Source organism: Yersinia alsatica (assembly GCF_025133195.1).
Lineage (GTDB): Bacteria > Pseudomonadota > Gammaproteobacteria > Enterobacterales > Enterobacteriaceae > Yersinia > Yersinia alsatica.
The window spans coordinates 799,037-817,250 of record NZ_CP104006.1 but is presented as its reverse complement, the minus strand read 5'-3'; the positions used below and the strand labels follow the sequence as shown (position 1 = coordinate 817,250).

Below are 18,214 nucleotides of genomic sequence, written 5' to 3'. Positions count from 1 at the left end.
CAAATTCCTTTATTTATTAGAAAAACCTATTGTTGAACCACAATATTTTCTTGTGACGGATCAACATGTTGCATTTTCAGCTTGTCGGTTGCGATACTTTCGACACGGCTGTGGTCACCCAAGGCGTTTTCTTCCAGAATCAAGTTGCGCCATTCAATATCCAGCGCATCTCGCTCCAGCACTAACTGCTCACGCTCTGCGGTCAGCAAGCGCGTCCGGTGGGCGGTGGTCACAACAAAAATGGCAGACACCAACACCGCAGTCAGTAAAATCAATGGGATCTTCGCGTTACGGAGCAAATCCCCGCCGATGACCCCAACCAGACCGTGGCGTTCGTTGCCTATCACGCTTTAATCCTCTCGGCAAAACGTAATACTGAGCTACGCGCTCGTGGGTTTTCAGCGACTTCGGCATCCGGCGGCATCATCTTGCCGACAGATTTCAAGCTGCGCCCGCCCATGCTGCGTAACTGTGCTTCCGTCAATGGCAGCCCTGCTGGAACCTGTGGCCCCCGGCTGTGATGACGAATAAAGTTTTTCACAATGCGGTCTTCAAGAGAGTGGAAGCTGATGACAGACAAACGGCCTTCAGGTGCCAGAACCTCAAGTGCACCATCAAGTGCGCGCTCTATCTCTTCTAATTCACTGTTGATATAGATGCGGATAGCCTGGAAGCTTCGCGTTGCCGGATGCTTATGCTTTTCACGGAATGGGCTGGCATTGGCGATCAAATCAGCCAGTTCTTTGGTGCGTGTCATCGGCTGCGTGAGGTTACGCTCAACAATGGCCTTAGCTAAACGCTTGGCAAAACGCTCTTCACCAAAGGTTTTCAGCACCCACGCGATATCATCGGCGCTGGCTTTCATTAGCCAGTCGGCAGCAGATAATCCACGAGTTGGGTCCATCCGCATATCCAATGGCCCGTCGCGCATGAAAGAAAAACCGCGCTCGGGATCATCCAATTGAGGAGATGAAACACCCAGATCCAGCAGCACACCATCGATGCGACCAACTAAATCCAACTCCCGCACATAATGCGCCAAATCAGAAAAGGGGCCGTGTACGATAGAGAAACGTGGATCTGTAATAGATTTTGCAGCTTCAATAGCTTGTGGATCACGATCAATTGCTATCAGGCGCCCTTCTGGCCCAAGTTGGGACAAAATCAGACGCGAGTGGCCACCACGGCCAAAAGTTCCGTCAATATAGATGCCGTTATCACGGATGTTCAGGCCGTTAACCGCCTCATCCAGTAATACGCTTGTGTGTTTGTAGTTGTTCTCAACCACGTTTTTGTTATCTACCATGCTTATAGCGATAAGTCCTGTAGCCGCTCAGATAAAGGTTCCTGAGTGGACTGTTCTGCGTCAATGTCATCCTTGACTTGTTGATACCAGGTCTGTTCATCCCACAGTTCAAACTTATTGAACTGCCCAACCAGCATCACTTCTTTATTCAGCCCGGCGTGTTGACGCAATGTCCCTGCAATCAGTAAGCGCCCGGCACCATCCATCTGACATTCACTGGCATGCCCTAACAGCAAACGCTGAACTCGACGTTCAGCTGGGTTCATGCTCGACAGCTTGGATAGTTTTTGTTCAATGATTTCCCATTCAGGGAGTGGATAAAGCAACAGGCATGGTTGGTGAAGGTCTATGGTACAGACCATCTGGCCTTGCGATTCCTCGTTCAGCAAATCCCGATAACGGGTAGGTACGGCAAGCCGCCCTTTGCTGTCGAGGTTAACCATCGTTGCCCCACGAAACATGACTGAGTTACCCCTTCATGACCCAATTCGCCACTTTACCCCACAAATCCCCACATTAAAGAGTTTACGGATGGTATGAAAACCTTGTCAAGCCAGAGCGGATGCGCTTTGACAATATTTATGGGCCGTTTTTGAGATATATCTCGTATAAGGGGCTATTTTCGTGGTTGAAATAGAAATTAACGTCATGATAAACGGGCTATTTTTCCGCCAGTAATTCCAGCTACTTAAATAAATAATAAATTGTCAATTAATTGACCCATTATTTCCTTCTGCAAGGAATGTCTCATTTTTAGTATGAAAATCGTACGGTTCAAAATTAGACGCCTTGGGCACAAAACCCGTGGCAACTGGCGTTTCCTAGGGAAAAGCAGAGGATAACGACCACAAAAACCACGGCAACACAATAATACCCTTGGGAACAATGAGTGTTACTGGTGGGGCATTTTACTTCAATTATCCAGTTGGGATTAATCTATTTTGAAATAAATTATTGATGCATATTTCCGAGCATCACTGAAATATGAATATCTTCAGACAGATAAATCTTAAATTAGGAAAATACTTCAAATTAGTATTTTTCTTACCTGTTATTTTAAATTTGGCTTAAGTGGAGAGGCGCTTCTGAGTGAGAATACAAGAAAACATAACTCTATGTTTTTAAATAAAAAACACTTGAATGACCATTTAAAAAACCACGAAAAGCTCAATTCCTCGAAGTACAAAGTATAAAAATCAGGCAAATGTTAAAAATAAAAATTTTAAGCTGGTTATATTACAAACAATAGCACTGTAAACTACACAAAAAGCAAAACCACAACACAATCACCTGTAAGTTAAATGATGAGCAATACATAAACCCTACTATTAATTTCACTGGTAGGCGGTTTAACAGATTTTTCCCCCAAGTAGGGAGTTAATGACAATGTTTTCAACTGGGTCCCGTCTGCGTAGTGCCGCAGCCGATACTTTTGCGCTCGTGGTGTATTGTTTTGTCATCGGCATGCTAATTGAAATAGTGATCTCTGGAATGACGTTCCAGCAGTCGCTCTCTTCTCGGCTGGTCTCAATTCCAGTCAACATCCTGATTGCCTGGCCTTACGGTGTGTATCGGGATGCATTCATCCGTGTTGCCCAGCGCCATGCGGGTGAGCATTTTTGGGCGAAGAATCTGGCCGACTTACTGGCTTATGTCACTTTTCAGTCGCCAGTCTATGCCATGATTTTATGGTCTGTCGGGGCTGACATAGAACAAATAACCACCGCAGTCGCCAGCAATGCCTTGGTTTCAATGGCAATGGGCGTGGCTTATGGTTACTTTTTGGAATATTGCCGCAGACTGTTCCGTGTTGCAGGCTATGTCTGATAAACCCGCCATCTTTGTATGAGGGAACGAAAATTTAGCCAGACCAAAACAATCAGGGCGCACTAAGCGCCCTGATTCATTATGAACCACGTTTTACTGTCTATTTACGGCTTAAGCTACCGCGGCGGAACAGATTACGCCGAATTCGAGTTAGCCCCGGTTTCGGCTTATGCGGCTCATCCAGGCTAGCTAATACCAGCTCCAGCACACGTTCGGCGACATCCCGGTGACGTTGCGCTACAGCCAGCACTGGGCACTCAAGGAAATCCAACAGTTCGTTATCACCAAAAGTGGCAATCGCCAGATTACTCGGCAGACGCCCATTCTGTTTTAAAGTGACATCCATAACGCCCTGTAAGAGCTGGAATGAAGTGGTAAACAATGCCTGCGGCATTGGATGAGTCTTCAACCATTCGGCGAACAGTGCACCGGCAGCTTCGCGCTCATAGCTATTGGCATACAGATAATCCACTTTACGTGGATCATCTTTCCACGCTTCACGGAACCCCATCTCTCGCAAGAAGCTAACTGACAGTTCGGGCAATGCCCCCAGATACAATACGGACTCCGCAGGGAAAGAACGTAGCTCTTGTGCCAACATCAGGGCATCTTCTTGATCCGCCCCGACGACGCTGATGAAATGCTCCCGATCAAGCGCACGATCCAAGGCAATGATTGGTAACGGATCATTGGCCCAGCGCTGGTAGAAAGGGTGCTCTGGCGGCAAGGCCGTAGAAACAATAATGGCGTCGACCTGGCGCTGCAACAAGTGCTCAATACAGCGCATTTCATTATCTGGCTGATCTTCGGAACAGGCGATCAGCAGCTGGTAGCCACGCTGGCGAGCCTGACGCTCCAGATAATTAGCAATGCGGGTGTAGCTGGTATTTTCCAGATCGGGGATCACCAAACCGATCGAGCGGGTTCTACCCGCGCGCAGTCCTGCCGCAACAGCATTTGGGTGATAGTTATGTTCCCTGACAACCGCCATAACTTTGTCGACTGTTTTATCGCTGACCCGGTACTGTTTCGCTTTGCCATTAATGACATAACTGGCCGTGGTGCGCGAAACGCCCGCAAGACGCGCGATTTCATCCAGTTTCACATTATCCCCTTATAAACCTGAAAAAATGATGTTGTAGGCTAGAGCAACTGACATACCGAATAAACTTCATGGCACAAACTGGCGGCAAACGAGAAAAACCCGATGAACTTACCTAAGTAAGCCATTCAGGTGACCGCGAGCAACCAACCCATCAGCAACTTGAAAAATGTCGGTATAGACATAGTTTAACCATGGATATGATCTAACAGCAGAACTCACTATTGAGCAACCGCTTTAACCGCCATATAACGCTATACAGGTTAAAAAATAAGAAAAAAAAAGCTCAGCATGCCTGCTGAGCCTAATAATTGGAGATTAGTCAGTATTAATCACCGCGATTAACGCATGATTTTGTCACCACGAGAGACACCGACAATACCGGAGCGCGCAACCTCGACAATTTCGGCGACTTCCCGCACGGCATTTAAGAATGCATCCAGTTTGTCACTGGTACCGGCAAGTTGGACGGTATAAAGCGTGGCGGTAACATCGACAATCTGCCCACGGAAGATCTCGGCGCAGCGCTTCACTTCTTCACGCCCGTAACCACTGGCTTGCAATTTCACCAGCATGATTTCGCGCTCAACATGTGAGCCGGAAACCAACTCGCTGACACGTAAGACATCCACCAGCTTATGCAGCTGTTTTTCAATCTGTTCCAGAACTTTGGCGTCACCCACGGTTTGAATAGTCATGCGAGACAGCGTTGGATCGTCGGTCGGGGCAACCGTCAAACTTTCAATGTTATAACCGCGCTGAGAAAACAGGCCCACCACTCTTGATAAGGCACCTGATTCGTTTTCCAGCAGAACTGATAAAATCCGGCGGCGCATAATTATGTCCTCTCCGTTTTACTAAGCCACATTTCGTCCATGCCACCACCGCGAATCTGCATCGGGTAAACATGCTCGGTTTCATCGACAGTCACATCTACAAATACCAGACGATTAGTCTCGGATAATTGCGTCAGTGCCTCGGCGAGTTTGCTTTCCAGCTCATCCGGCGTGCGAATCGAAACACCAATATGACCATAGGCTTCTGCCAATTTGACGAAATCAGGTAGAGAATCCATGTAAGACTGTGAATGTCGGCCAGAATAGATCATATCCTGCCACTGCTTCACCATACCGAGATAACGGTTATTCAGGTTCAGAACCAATACCGGCAGGTTATATTGCAGAGCGGTAGATAATTCCTGGATATTCATCTGGATGCTGCCATCCCCAGTGACACAAACCACAGTTTCATCTGGGAGAGCCAATTTCACGCCCAAAGCAGCCGGTAAACCAAAGCCCATAGTGCCAAGGCCGCCTGAATTGATCCAACGGCGCGGTTTATCAAATGGATAATAGAGTGCCGCGAACATTTGGTGTTGGCCAACATCCGAGGTGACGTAGGCATCACCTTTGGTCAGGCGGTGCAGTGTTTCAATCACCGCTTGTGGTTTGATTTTGCCACTGTCTTTGCCATAGCTCAGGCAATCACGGGCGCGCCACAGTTCAATGGATTGCCACCAGTCGCGCAAGCTATCAAAATCTTGTACGCAATCAATTTGCGACAGCAGATCCAGCATCTGCGTCAATACTTGTTTGGCATCGCCAACAATCGGGATATCCGCAGTGACGGTTTTGGAGATTGACGTTGGGTCGATATCAATGTGCAACACGGTCGCATCTGGGCAATATTTCGCCAGATTATTGGTGGTGCGATCATCGAAACGCACTCCAACAGCGAAAATAAGATCCGTATTATGCATGGCCATATTGGCTTCAAACGTCCCATGCATGCCCAACATGCCCACACTTTGGCGATGTGTTCCAGGGAAAGCACCCAATCCCATCAGAGAACTGGTAACGGGTAAATTCAGCTTCTCAGCCAGTATCAGTAACTCTTCATGACAGGCCGAGTTAATCGCCCCACCACCGACATACATAATGGGCCTTTTGGCGGCCAGAATGGTTTGCAATGCGCGTTTGATCTGCCCGCGATGGCCTTGCACCGTCGGATTATAAGAGCGCAAGCTAACCTGCTCAGGATAGGCATAAGGCATTTTTACTGCAGGGCCAACAATATCTTTTGGCAGGTCGATAACCACCGGGCCCGGACGCCCCGTAGAGGCCAGATAGAAAGCTTTTTTCAATACGGTTGGAATATCTTCGGTACGTTTGACCAGAAAACTGTGTTTGACGACCGGGCGGGAGATCCCCACCATGTCACACTCCTGGAAAGCATCGTAACCAATCAGTGAGCTCGGCACCTGGCCAGAAAGCACCACCATCGGCACTGAATCCATATAGGCCGTCGCAATACCGGTAATCGCATTGGTTGCACCGGGGCCAGATGTCACCAGCACCACGCCAACTTCACCAGTAGCTCGCGCATAACCATCGGCCATGTGAACCGCACCTTGTTCGTGGCGCACCAGCACGTGATCGATGCCTCCGACCGTGTGCAGGGCATCGTAGATATCAAGTACGGCACCGCCGGGATAACCGAATACATGCTTAACGCCCTGATCGATTAACGATCGGACAACCATCTCGGCTCCTGACAACATCTCCATGGGTTTTGCCTCCAGACTTAGTTTGCTCATTGGATCTCGGGAAGTCATTTCCACGCGATCCTGTAGGAGAGGCACAACGCCCCATATTCCTATGCTTTGTTTGTTATAGTTCGAATGTTTATTAACGTAACTAACTTATTAACATAACGTCAGAATTTCTGGCAGGCAAACAGCAATTCTCTGCACTAAAGGCAATCTTGCACCACACCCACTGAATTTACCCGCATCACAAAAACAAAACACTGCCTGGAATGGCATAGCCTTGTCCTTCACTCCGCGACAGTCACTAATTATAGAACTAAATCAGGCTGAGAATTTTTACACATTGGTTACAGCAAAACGGCAAGAACTACACAGAAAGAGGTAAAAACAAGGGGGGGTTGCTCAGAAAGGCAGCGACGGTGTATATCATCAGATCTATACACGCCGTCGCCGTTAAAATGTGAATAGATTAGTCGCGGTACATAGAGTCAATTTCATTCTGATAACGCTGGAGAATGATTTTACGGCGTAATTTCATGGTTGGCGTTAGTTCACCCGTTTCCATGGTGAATGCCTGCGGCAAGAGGGTAAAACGCTTTACTTGCTCGAATTTCGCCAACTCTTTTTGCATATCTTTTAGCCGCTGCTCGAACAAACCGACAATATGGCTATGGCGCAATAGCTCTAATCTGTCGTGATATTTTAAATTTATCGAGCGGGCGTACTCTTCCAGTGATTCAAAACACGGCACAATCAGCGCCGAAACGAACTTGCGGGTATCTGCAATAATAGCGACCTGCTCAATAAAACGATCCTGACCCAGAGTGCCTTCAATCATTTGCGGCGCAATGTATTTCCCACCGGAGGTTTTCATCAGATCTTTCAGTCGTTCGGTGATGAACAAATTCCCCTGAACATCCAATGCGCCCGCGTCACCGGTTTTGAGCCAACCATCTTCGGTAAAGGATTCCGCTGTCTCTTGCGGCTTATTAAAATAACCGCGCATGACAATCGGACCACGTACCTGAATTTCGTTTTCAGCTCCCAAACGCACCTCAATCCCGGGTAATGGTTTACCAATAGAACCAAAGCGGAAGTCTTTTTCTTCCCAGCAAGAGACGGTGGCACAGGTTTCGGTCATGCCATAGCCGTACTTAATATTGATACCAATAGCCTGGAAAAACAGAATGATATTGTCATCTAATCGTGCGCCAGCAGCCGGTAAAAAGCGCACCTTGCCACCCAAGACTCCGCGTAACTTGCTCAATACCAGACGGTCGGCCAACTTATACATCTGCGCGGAAAGCAGCGACAGAGTTTGCCCATTTTGTAGGCTTTGGAACTTGCGCTCGCCACAGTCAACGGCCCAGCGGAATAACAAGCGACGATGCCATTTTGCCAACGCCACTTTGTCATTGATGGCGCTGAAAACTTTCTCATAGAAGCGGGGAACCGCGCACATGACTGTCGGTTTTACTGCCTGCATCGCTGCGCGCACCCAATCGGTGTTGCTGATATACACATTTTGCGCGCCGGTATGCATCACATAGAAACTCCAGGCCCGTTCAAACACATGAGAGAGTGGCAGGAAGCTCAAAGAAACATCTTCTGCTGTCAGGGTTAAGCGCTGGTCATGTAAATAGAGCTGGGCCGCCATATTACGGTAATCCAGCATCACGCCTTTCGGTTCACCCGTGGTTCCAGAGGTATAAATCAGCGTGAATAAATCATTTAAATCGCAGCTTTCAATGCGAGCGGTTAAGAGATGCTGCTGTACGGCATCAGGCTGTTGCTCGAAATCAGCCAAATGCTGAGCATATTCACAGCCACGAAGATCTACTGTGGGATCTAAGACAATAATCTGCGTCAGTTGCGGGCACAGCGGCTTTAGTGTGATGGCAACATCGAATTGAGTTTGCCCACCGACAAATAAAATACGGACATCGGCATCATTAACCACGTAAGCGGCCTGAGTTGCGGTATTGGTGGCATACAACGGCACGCTCACGCCACGCAATTGTAAAATGGCTAAGTCAGCCAATGACCAAGCCATACTGTTATTAGCAAAAATCCCAATACGTTCTTGGATTGCCACGCCCAAAGACAGCAACGCTGCTGAAATCCGCGTGATATGTGTGTCAATTTGCCGCCAACTCAGCTGCTTCTCGCCTTCTGGTGACCATTCACGGAAAGCAATATTGTCGGTTCTCTGCTCTATTTGTTGGCGCAAACGGCGCACAAGGTGGTGTTGTTCTAAAGTGTGGATCATAAAATCGCCGCTCGCTATATACCGTTCATCTTCCAAGCCCCAGGTGATTGGCAGTGTACTCAGTGACTCAGCCCTTCCCTGCATCTTGAAATCTATCGGGTATAGATGATTTATTGAGTGAACAGCTACCTTTGCCTATTAGCATTCAGCTTACATGTGTTCACTTTTTTTCGCGCAGTCTACCCACTCTATAGGTTATGGCAAATAAAATTCAGCGTAGAAGTGTGAGCTGAAATCGATTTTGATTAAAAACACAGCAGTTAGGGCAATGAGGCGGGCGTTAAAGCAGATAATTGTTTCTGCTGAATGGGATGAAAGCCCATTAGTAAATACAATATTAAATTCGGAGTCAGTTCTTGCCTGCTACTGATCAAAATACGATTTCAGCAGCAGGACTTTACAGAAAAATTAAGACAAAGTACTAAGTTGGCTAAGTTGCTCTTTCATCCACTGATGTCCCTTATCTCTGTCAGTAGATTCGTGCCAAGTGAGATAGCATGGGCGACATGTCTCCTCCCAAGGTAATGGGATAATTTTTATATTAAGGGTCTCACTGTATGTTTGAGCGAGCCAGCGAGGAGCAATTGCGACAAAGCAAGTCTGAGAGACAATATTTAGTATGCTATTCATATCCGTACTTTCGTAAGCAATAGTTTGAGCATTTATGGCTGATGCATAATAAAACTCACTAAAAGAACCTACTTTATCTAATGATACTACCGCATGTAATTCAGCAAGAAGTTGCTCTTGAGTAATTGCATTATCAATACGTGGGTGATCTTTAGCAACAACCAGAACTGACTCATCATTCGACAGCGATATATCATGAAAATCTGGGCGTTCGAACTTGGTATAACCTATAACAAATTCGGTTTCTTGATAACGTAATTGATGCTCAATATTCTCATTAAGATAAGATCGGATAATGAGCTGAACATGAGGTGCTAATTGTTTAACACGCTGTATAATTTGTGCGGTCAACCTGATGTCTAATGGACTGCAAATAGATAAATTAAATATTCGCGCACTGTTTTTGGCTTCAAAACCCGCGCCTGGTAACTCATTTTGTACTAATTGCAGAGCTTGTCGAACTGGGCCAAAAAGCTGACGCGCTCTGGCTGTAGGCTGAATACCTCGGCCATAGCGGACAAACAGTTCATCATTAAACATCACTTTTAGGCGGGCAACCGCGTTACTGACGGCAGGTTGAGACATGCCAAGTGACTGTGCTGCGCGTGTCACATTATGCATTTGCATCACAGCATCGAAAACAGTTAATAAATTGAGGTCGACACTGCGTAAATGAACATCATTGCCTTCCTTTTTTGTGACTTGATTGTCGGTTACTAAGTTGTGTTCAAACATGCTTAACTCCACTAAGCTTTATGCAGATGGCGTGATTAATAAAAAACCTCACAGATACTTATCGTGACTTCAAAATATCTTTGAATACTTATTATTAATGATGCCAATATTCTCTTTAGTACCTCGGCGAGGTAAAATCGAGTCTCATCCTTGTATAAGTGTGAAATATAAACCACACTTAATGCATTTGGTGATTCAGTAAATATCCATAGATAAAAATATAAACAAGAAACATATGCAAAATACTTTTGCATGATGAATATAACCAATCTACATTATCAATGCCAAGACGATACATCATAAGCATCAATAATAGAACTCACGATATGATCACATCACAAGATGAGAAGATTAACAACTATGACATTAATGAATAATAAATTCTTCATTTAAAACTTATCAACCCTTAATTACATTTAAAAGAACATAAATAAAATCAAATATCTCAGTTTATTTAATTATAATTCACAGCTAAAACTGTAAAGTATAAAAATAAATAATGAGATTAGCTGCTAAGGAAAAATAATTAATATATAAATATATTGTATATATAAATTAAAATAAATATCCTGTTGTTCATCTGTCTAACTATTAATCTATAAAAGCTATTATTGCTCGCTCTTCTATAAAGCAGAGGTAGGCCTTCTAACAGAGTCATCGACAGGAAGTAAACAGTTTACTGGTTTATAAAATCGGGGAAAAGCACAATAATCCATATTCCGAGCATTATGCCAAACAAAGCAAAATCCACCGCTTGATTTTTTAGACTAAAAAACCTAAAAAATTAATTTTTAAGTTTTTTGTGCCGTTATAAGGAATCAAGTATCTGCGTAACCAGTTGAACACGCCATTTTAAACAAATGTTGACATACCCATAGAATTCACGTATCAATTTAGGCAACGCAATAATTTAACTGATGAGAAACTGAAAAATTATGTTCTATTCAACCCGTCTACTAAGCCTACTACTTAACGCATCTCTCTTGCGCGGTATGTTGGTGGACGGAAATCAGAACTGATTCAGCCATCAAGATTAACAAGCCCGCGCAAATGCGCGGGTTTTTTTTTACCCGCAAAGCGCAAATGTAAACACGACAAGGAATATCCAATGAGCCAGCAAGTCATTATTTTCGACACAACATTGCGTGACGGTGAACAAGCATTGCAAGCCAGCCTGAGTGTAAAAGAGAAGCTGCAAATCGCGCTGGCACTGGAAAGAATGGGTGTCGATATAATGGAAGTCGGTTTCCCGGTTTCCTCTCCTGGCGATTTTGAGTCAGTGCGCACTATTGCTCAGCAAGTTAAAAATAGCCGTGTTTGTGCTTTGGCGCGCTGCGTCGACAAAGATATTGATGTGGCTGCTGAAGCTTTGCGCATTGCCGAAGCATTCCGTATTCACGTGTTCTTGGCAACCTCCACCTTACATATCGAATCCAAATTAAAGCGCTCGTTTGAGGATGTGTTGGCAATGGCCGTGCATTCAGTGAAACGCGCGCGTAACTATACCGATGACGTAGAATTTTCTTGTGAAGATGCCGGGCGCACACCGATTGATAACTTGTGCCGCATCGTAGAAGCGGCGATCAATGCCGGTGCCACAACCATCAACATCCCTGATACCGTCGGCTACACCACGCCATATCAGTTCGGTGGAATCATCACTGACTTGTATGAGAGAGTGCCAAACATTGATAAAGCCATTATCTCAGTCCATTGCCATGACGACTTGGGCATGTCGGTCGCCAACTCCATTACTGCCGTACAAGCCGGGGCTCGTCAGGTCGAAGGGACGATTAATGGCTTAGGCGAGCGCGCCGGTAACTGCTCACTGGAAGAAGTGATCATGGCAATCAAAGTGCGCGAAAACATGTTGGGCGTACATACCAACATTAATCATCAGGAGATTTACCGCACCAGCCAATTGGTCAGTAAATTATGCAATATGCCAATACCGGCTAACAAAGCCATTGTTGGTAGCAATGCTTTCGCCCACTCATCCGGTATTCATCAGGATGGCGTACTGAAAAATCGCGAAAACTACGAAATCATGACCCCTGAATCTATCGGCCTGAAAGGGGTGCAGTTGAACCTGACTTCACGCTCTGGCCGCGCGGCAGTCAAACACCGCATGGAAGAAATGGGTTATCAAGATAAAGATTACAATCTGGATTCCCTGTACGACGCATTCTTGAAGCTGGCGGATAAGAAAGGCCAAGTCTTCGACTATGACTTGGAAGCATTGGCTTTCATTAATAAGCAGCAGGAAGAGCCGGAGCATTACCGTTTGGACTACTTCAGTGTCCAATCTGGTTCCAGTGTCATGGCAACCGCATCAGTCAAATTGGTGTGTGGTGAAGAAATTAAATCAGAAGCGGCCACAGGTAATGGCCCGGTTGATGCGGTGTATCAAGCAATCAACCGCATTACCGACTACCCAATTGAACTGGTGAAATATCAACTGTCTGCCAATGGTCAGGGTAAAGACGCATTGGGTCAGGTTGATATTGTGGTTGACCATAAAGGCCGCCGTTTCCATGGTGTCGGTCTGGCAACTGATATTGTCGAGTCATCAGCCAAAGCATTGGTTAACGTATTAAATAACATCTGGCGCGCTCATCAGGTAGAAATCGAGAAACAGCGTCTGCAACAAAATAATCAGGAAATGGTGTGAACATGACTAAGACTTATCATATTGCCGTTTTACCCGGAGACGGTATTGGTCCTGAAGTAATGACTCAGGCCAATAAAGTATTGGATGCTGTTCGTCAGCGCTTCGGTATCAAGATTTCAACCAGTGCTTATGATGTGGGTGGCGCGGCTATCGACCGTCACGGCAGCCCATTACCGCCAGCAACCGTCAGCGGGTGTGAGCAAGCTGACGCCATTTTGTTCGGCTCGGTGGGCGGCCCCAAATGGGAGCATTTGCCACCGGCTGAACAACCTGAACGTGGTGCCTTGCTGCCATTACGCAAACACTTCAAATTATTCAGCAACTTGCGCCCGGCTCGTTTATATCAAGGGTTAGAAGATTTTTGCCCATTGCGCAGTGATATCGCCGCCAAAGGTTTCGATATTCTGTGTGTGCGTGAATTAACTGGCGGTATCTATTTCGGTCAACCGAAAGGCCGTGAAGGCCAAGGCATGCACGAACGTGCATTTGATACCGAAGTTTATCATCGCTTTGAAATTGAACGCATCGCCCGCATTGCCTTTGAATCTGCTCGCAAGCGCCGTGGTAAGGTTACATCAATTGATAAAGCCAATGTGTTGCAGAGCTCTATTCTGTGGCGTGAAGTGGTTACCGCCATTGCAGCGGATTATCCTGATGTCGCGTTGTCCCATATGTATATCGACAACGCCACCATGCAGTTAATTAAAGACCCTTCCCAATTCGACGTTTTGCTGTGTTCTAACTTGTTTGGCGATATTTTGTCTGATGAGTGCGCCATGATCACCGGCTCCATGGGGATGTTGCCGTCAGCCAGTCTGAATGAGCAAGGTTTCGGTTTATATGAACCCGCAGGTGGCTCAGCCCCTGATATCGCGGGTAAAAACATTGCCAACCCCATTGCCCAAATTCTCTCTTTGGCCCTGCTGTTGCGTTTCAGTTTAGGTAAAGACGATGCTGCCGATGCGATTGAAAATGCGATTAATCAGGCATTGGAACAAGGCTATCGCACAGCGGATTTAGCGGGTGATGGCAAAGCCATCGGCACCAACGAAATGGGCGATATCATCGCTAAATTTGTGGCTGAGGGGGTTTAAGATGGGCAAGACCTTATATCAAAACAAGACTTTATATCAAAAACTGTATGATGCGCATATTGTTCACGAAGCGCCGAATGAAACCCCATTGTTGTATATCGACCGCCACTTGGTGCATGAAGTGACGTCACCACAGGCCTTTGATGGCTTGCGGGCCATGGGCCGTCCGGTACGTCAGCCGAGCAAAACCTTTGCCACCATGGACCACAACGTTTCAACACAAACCAAAGACATCAATGCCAGCGGCGAAATGGCCCGCATTCAGATGCAAGAGTTGATCAAAAACTGTGCTGAGTTCGGCGTATCCTTATATGACCTGAACCATCCATTCCAGGGCATCGTACACGTCATTGGCCCAGAGCAGGGTATGACCTTGCCGGGCATGACTATCGTGTGTGGCGACTCCCATACTGCGACTCACGGCGCATTTGGCTCATTGGCATTTGGTATCGGCACCTCAGAAGTTGAGCACGTGCTGGCCACCCAGACCCTGAAACAGGGTCGGGCCAAGACCATGAAAATTGAAGTGAATGGTGATGTCGGCCCAGGCATTACTGCCAAAGATATCGTGTTAGCCATTATCGGTAAAACCGGCAGCGCTGGCGGTACCGGCCATGTAGTGGAATTCTGTGGTAGCGCCATTGAAGCGCTGAGCATGGAAGGCCGCATGACATTATGTAATATGGCTATCGAAATGGGTGCTAAAGCAGGTTTAGTGGCACCGGACGACACCACATTTAACTATCTGAAAGGCCGTCAATTTGCCCCGACTGGCGAGCAATGGGAACAAGGCGTTGCCTACTGGCGTAGTTTGAAAACTGATGCTGATGCCAAATTTGATACCGTGGTGACCTTAAATGCTGCGGATATCGCGCCACAAGTCACTTGGGGTACCAATCCTGGGCAAGTGATCGCGGTTAATCAAATTATTCCAGCCCCTGAATCCTTCAGTGATCCGGTGGAGCGCGCATCAGCAGAAAAAGCCTTGGCTTATATGGACTTGCGCCCTGGTATCAAGTTGACCGAAGTGGCAATTGATAAAGTGTTTATCGGTTCTTGCACCAACTCGCGCATTGAGGATTTACGTGCGGCGGCGGCGGTGGCACAAGGGCGTAAAGTTGCCAGCGGCGTGCAGGCGATTGTGGTTCCCGGCTCTGGCCCAGTGAAAGCGCAGGCCGAAGCGGAAGGTTTGGATAAAATCTTTATCGAAGCCGGTTTTGAGTGGCGCTTACCGGGTTGCTCTATGTGCCTGGCGATGAATAACGACCGTCTGGAACCCGGCGAGCGTTGTGCTTCCACCAGCAACCGTAACTTTGAAGGGCGTCAAGGCCGTGGGGGTCGTACCCATTTGGTTAGCCCGGCAATGGCTGCCGCTGCTGCTGTCAGTGGTCATTTTGCTGATGTTCGCGATTTATCTGCCGCCACCCACTAACCGGAGACACCACCATGGCAAAATTTATTCAACACGTTGGTTTGGTCGCTCCGTTGGATGCGGCGAATGTCGATACTGACGCGATTATCCCAAAACAGTTTTTGCAGAAAGTCACCCGCACTGGCTTTGGTCAGCACCTGTTTAATGACTGGCGCTTTCTCGACGATGCCGGCAAAGTGCCAAACCCTGAATTTGTGCTGAATCAACCTCGCTATCAGGGCGCGACCATTTTGTTAGCACGCGAGAACTTCGGCTGTGGTTCATCCCGTGAGCATGCGCCTTGGGCTTTGACCGATTTTGGTTTTAAAGTGGTTATTGCGCCAAGCTTTGCCGATATTTTTTATGGCAACTCGTTTAATAACCAGTTATTACCGGTAACATTAAACGAAGCGGATATTGATACTTTATTCCAGTTGGTTAAAGAGAATGAAGGCATCGAGTTTATTGTCGATTTGGAAAAACAAACCGTTAATGCCGGTGGCAAAAGTTATTCTTTCGAAATCGATAGCTTCCGTCGCCATTGCATGATTAACGGTTTAGACAGTATTGGCTTGACGTTACAACACGAAAATAATATTTCAGCCTACGAAAAACAACAACCCGAGTTTCTACGTTAATTATTTTTAAGGTTGGCGATATTACGCTAACCCATTATGTGAGTATATTGTTGGTGTCAGAGCTCATCCTGACCCAACAATTAAAACCCACCTAGAATATTAATCAAATATATATCCCATTATCTTTCTTCCATCACTTAAAAAACAAAATCCTAGCACAATCAATCTGTTATATAACAGAGCGGTAAGCCATTAGTTTAAATACATATTAATCATTCTAATATAGTTAATATTGATTGTAATTTGTGCAGACGGTCACTTTTTATTTCTTAAACAACGCTATGCTGTCAACTCACCATCCACACCTAGAGGGCGCCTTATGACACGCATTGCCTTGCGTTATGAAGCACGCATCTCCGGCGATAGCCGAGCCTGGTTTAATATAGATTACCGCCTCGCCAACGATTTCCCTCGCTAGTTTCCTGCTGCTTATTCAGCTTCGGCTGAAACACTCATCTGTTTTATTTTTATTGCCATCATGGGCAATACGAACTGTTATTTCTTATTTTAACGGTTCTTATTATCCACGGCATAACTATACCCAAAAAATAATATTTGGAGTAATAAGCCATGAAACGCATTCCTGAACCCTTCCGTATTAAAATGGTAGAAAATATTCGGATGACCAGCCGGGAGGATCGCGAGAAAGCATTAATTGAGGCAGGTTATAACCCATTCTTACTGCCTAGCGAAGATGTCTATATTGATTTACTGACTGACTCAGGTACCGGTGCCATGAGTGACCGTCAGTGGGCCGGATTAATGATGGGCGATGAGGCTTACGCCGGTTCGCGTAACTATTATCACCTGTGCGACCAAGTCAAAAAACTGATTGGCTACCCATTTACTATCCCGACCCACCAAGGCCGTGGTGCTGAGCAGATCCTGTTCCCTTGCCTGATTGCGAAAAAACAAAAAGCAGGTGGTGGTAAGAAGCCGGTATTTATTTCCAACTTCCACTTTGATACCACTGCCGCCCACGTCGAGATGAATGGCGCAAAAGCCATTAACGTAGTCACGCCAAAAGCCTTTGATACCGTCTCTTATTATGACTGGAAAGGGGATTTCGACTTAGATCAGCTGAAGGCCACCATTGCTGAGCATGGTGCCGAAAACGTGGTGTCTATTATTACCACCGTCACCTGTAATAGCTCCGGCGGTCAGCCGATTTCAATGAGTAATATGCGCGAAGTGTATCGTATCGCTCAGCAGCATAATATTCCGGTGGTCATTGACTCAGCCCGCTTCTGCGAAAACGCCTGGTTTATTAAGCAACGTGAAGCGGGTTATGGCGATAAGTCGATCAAAGAGATCATTCTGGAGATGTACCAGTATGGCGACATGCTGACCATGTCAGCCAAAAAAGACCCGATGGTTAACATTGGCGGTTTGTGTTGTTTCCGTACCGATGAAGACCTGTTTAACGACGTTCGCATCCGTTGTGTCCCCATGGAAGGTTTTGTAACTTATGGTGGTCTGGCTGGTCGCGATATGGAAGCGCTGGCAATCGGGCTGGAAGAAGGGATGAATGAAGACTTCCTGACTTATCGTATCGGCCAAGTAGAGTATCTGGGTGAACGTCTGCGTGCAGGGGGCATTCCTATTCAATACCCTACCGGCGGCCACGCGGTGTTTGTTGATGCCAAACTTTTGCTGCCGCATATTCCAGCTGAGCAATTCCCGGCACAAGCGCTTAACAATGCGCTATATCTGGAAGCAGGTATCCGCAGTGTTGAAATCGGTTCATTGCTATTAGGTCGAGATCCAGAAACCGGCAAACAAAAACCATCACCATTGGAACTGCTGCGCCTGACCATCCCGCGCCGGGTCTACACCAATGACCACATGGACTATATCGCCGATGCCCTGATTTCACTTAAATCACGGGCCGAGGAAATCAAAGGCCTCACCTTCACCTACGAACCTCCGGTTCTGCGCCACTTTGTTGCCCGATTAAAACCAATCGAATAAACGGCAACCGCG

At 46.6% G+C, this 18,214-nt stretch carries 15 protein-coding genes; 7 read left to right on the top strand and 8 right to left on the bottom strand.

What is annotated here, in order from left to right:
* Nucleotides 1–26: 26 nt before the first annotated feature.
* The 3 genes from ftsL to mraZ are packed head-to-tail and all read right to left on the bottom strand — an operon-like array spanning nt 27 to nt 1,767.
* A complete protein-coding gene (ftsL, locus tag N0H69_RS03585; protein ID WP_032909949.1) occupies nt 27–347 on the bottom strand; it encodes a cell division protein FtsL in 321 nt (106 codons plus the stop codon).
* Nucleotides 344–1,306, bottom strand: coding sequence for a 16S rRNA (cytosine(1402)-N(4))-methyltransferase RsmH (rsmH, locus tag N0H69_RS03580; protein ID WP_050106559.1), 963 nt, complete (start codon nt 1,304–1,306; stop codon nt 344–346). The genes ftsL and rsmH overlap by 4 nt, the downstream gene beginning before the upstream one ends.
* 2 nt (nt 1,307–1,308) lie before the next feature.
* Complete coding sequence (mraZ, locus tag N0H69_RS03575) at nt 1,309–1,767, bottom strand: division/cell wall cluster transcriptional repressor MraZ (RefSeq protein WP_004706174.1); 459 nt, start codon at nt 1,765–1,767, stop codon at nt 1,309–1,311.
* A 925-nt stretch (nt 1,768–2,692) separates the two neighbouring features.
* On the opposite strand from mraZ, the gene N0H69_RS03570 reads away from it, so the two are divergent.
* Nucleotides 2,693–3,133, top strand: coding sequence for an L-alanine exporter AlaE (locus N0H69_RS03570; protein WP_050106560.1), 441 nt, complete (start codon nt 2,693–2,695; stop codon nt 3,131–3,133).
* 100 nt (nt 3,134–3,233) lie between these two features.
* Here N0H69_RS03570 and cra read toward each other — a convergent pair whose 3' ends face one another.
* The 5 genes from cra to leuO form a co-directional block, all read right to left on the bottom strand.
* Nucleotides 3,234–4,238, bottom strand: a complete 1,005-nt coding sequence (gene cra, locus N0H69_RS03565) for a catabolite repressor/activator (RefSeq protein WP_050106561.1) — start codon at nt 4,236–4,238, stop codon at nt 3,234–3,236.
* Between the two features lie 338 nt (nt 4,239–4,576).
* Nucleotides 4,577–5,071, bottom strand: a complete 495-nt coding sequence (gene ilvN, locus N0H69_RS03560; RefSeq protein WP_004388986.1) for an acetolactate synthase small subunit — start codon at nt 5,069–5,071, stop codon at nt 4,577–4,579.
* Nucleotides 5,072–5,073: 2 nt separating this feature from the next.
* Nucleotides 5,074–6,801, bottom strand: coding sequence for an acetolactate synthase 3 large subunit (gene ilvI / locus N0H69_RS03555; protein ID WP_050106562.1), 1,728 nt, complete (start codon nt 6,799–6,801; stop codon nt 5,074–5,076).
* Nucleotides 6,802–7,252: 451 nt separating this feature from the next.
* Nucleotides 7,253–9,052 (bottom strand): AMP-dependent synthetase/ligase, encoded by a 1,800-nt coding sequence (locus N0H69_RS03550; RefSeq protein ID WP_050150486.1) that lies wholly within the window; start codon nt 9,050–9,052, stop codon nt 7,253–7,255.
* Nucleotides 9,053–9,460: 408 nt separating this feature from the next.
* Nucleotides 9,461–10,417, bottom strand: a complete 957-nt coding sequence (leuO, locus tag N0H69_RS03545; protein WP_050106564.1) for a transcriptional regulator LeuO — start codon at nt 10,415–10,417, stop codon at nt 9,461–9,463.
* A 1,108-nt stretch (nt 10,418–11,525) separates the two neighbouring features.
* Here leuO and leuA point away from each other — a divergent pair.
* From leuA to tnaA, 6 genes are all read left to right on the top strand, one after another.
* Nucleotides 11,526–13,088, top strand: coding sequence for a 2-isopropylmalate synthase (gene leuA / locus N0H69_RS03540; RefSeq protein WP_050106565.1), 1,563 nt, complete (start codon nt 11,526–11,528; stop codon nt 13,086–13,088).
* A gap of 2 nt (nt 13,089–13,090) precedes the next feature.
* A complete protein-coding gene (gene leuB / locus N0H69_RS03535) occupies nt 13,091–14,182 on the top strand; it encodes a 3-isopropylmalate dehydrogenase (protein ID WP_050106566.1) in 1,092 nt (363 codons plus the stop codon).
* Between the two features lies 1 nt (nt 14,183).
* On the top strand, nt 14,184–15,614 hold the full coding sequence (leuC, locus tag N0H69_RS03530; protein ID WP_050145582.1) for a 3-isopropylmalate dehydratase large subunit: 1,431 nt from the start codon (nt 14,184–14,186) through the stop codon (nt 15,612–15,614).
* Nucleotides 15,615–15,628: 14 nt separating this feature from the next.
* Nucleotides 15,629–16,231, top strand: coding sequence for a 3-isopropylmalate dehydratase small subunit (leuD, locus tag N0H69_RS03525; protein ID WP_050150341.1), 603 nt, complete (start codon nt 15,629–15,631; stop codon nt 16,229–16,231).
* Between the two features lie 319 nt (nt 16,232–16,550).
* Nucleotides 16,551–16,649 carry a tryptophanase leader peptide gene (tnaC, locus tag N0H69_RS03520; protein ID WP_071843463.1) on the top strand — a complete coding sequence of 33 codons (99 nt, stop codon included), beginning with the start codon at nt 16,551–16,553 and terminating at the stop codon, nt 16,647–16,649.
* Nucleotides 16,650–16,801: 152 nt separating this feature from the next.
* A complete protein-coding gene (tnaA, locus tag N0H69_RS03515) occupies nt 16,802–18,202 on the top strand; it encodes a tryptophanase (RefSeq protein ID WP_050106569.1) in 1,401 nt (466 codons plus the stop codon).
* Nucleotides 18,203–18,214 lie beyond the last annotated feature (12 nt).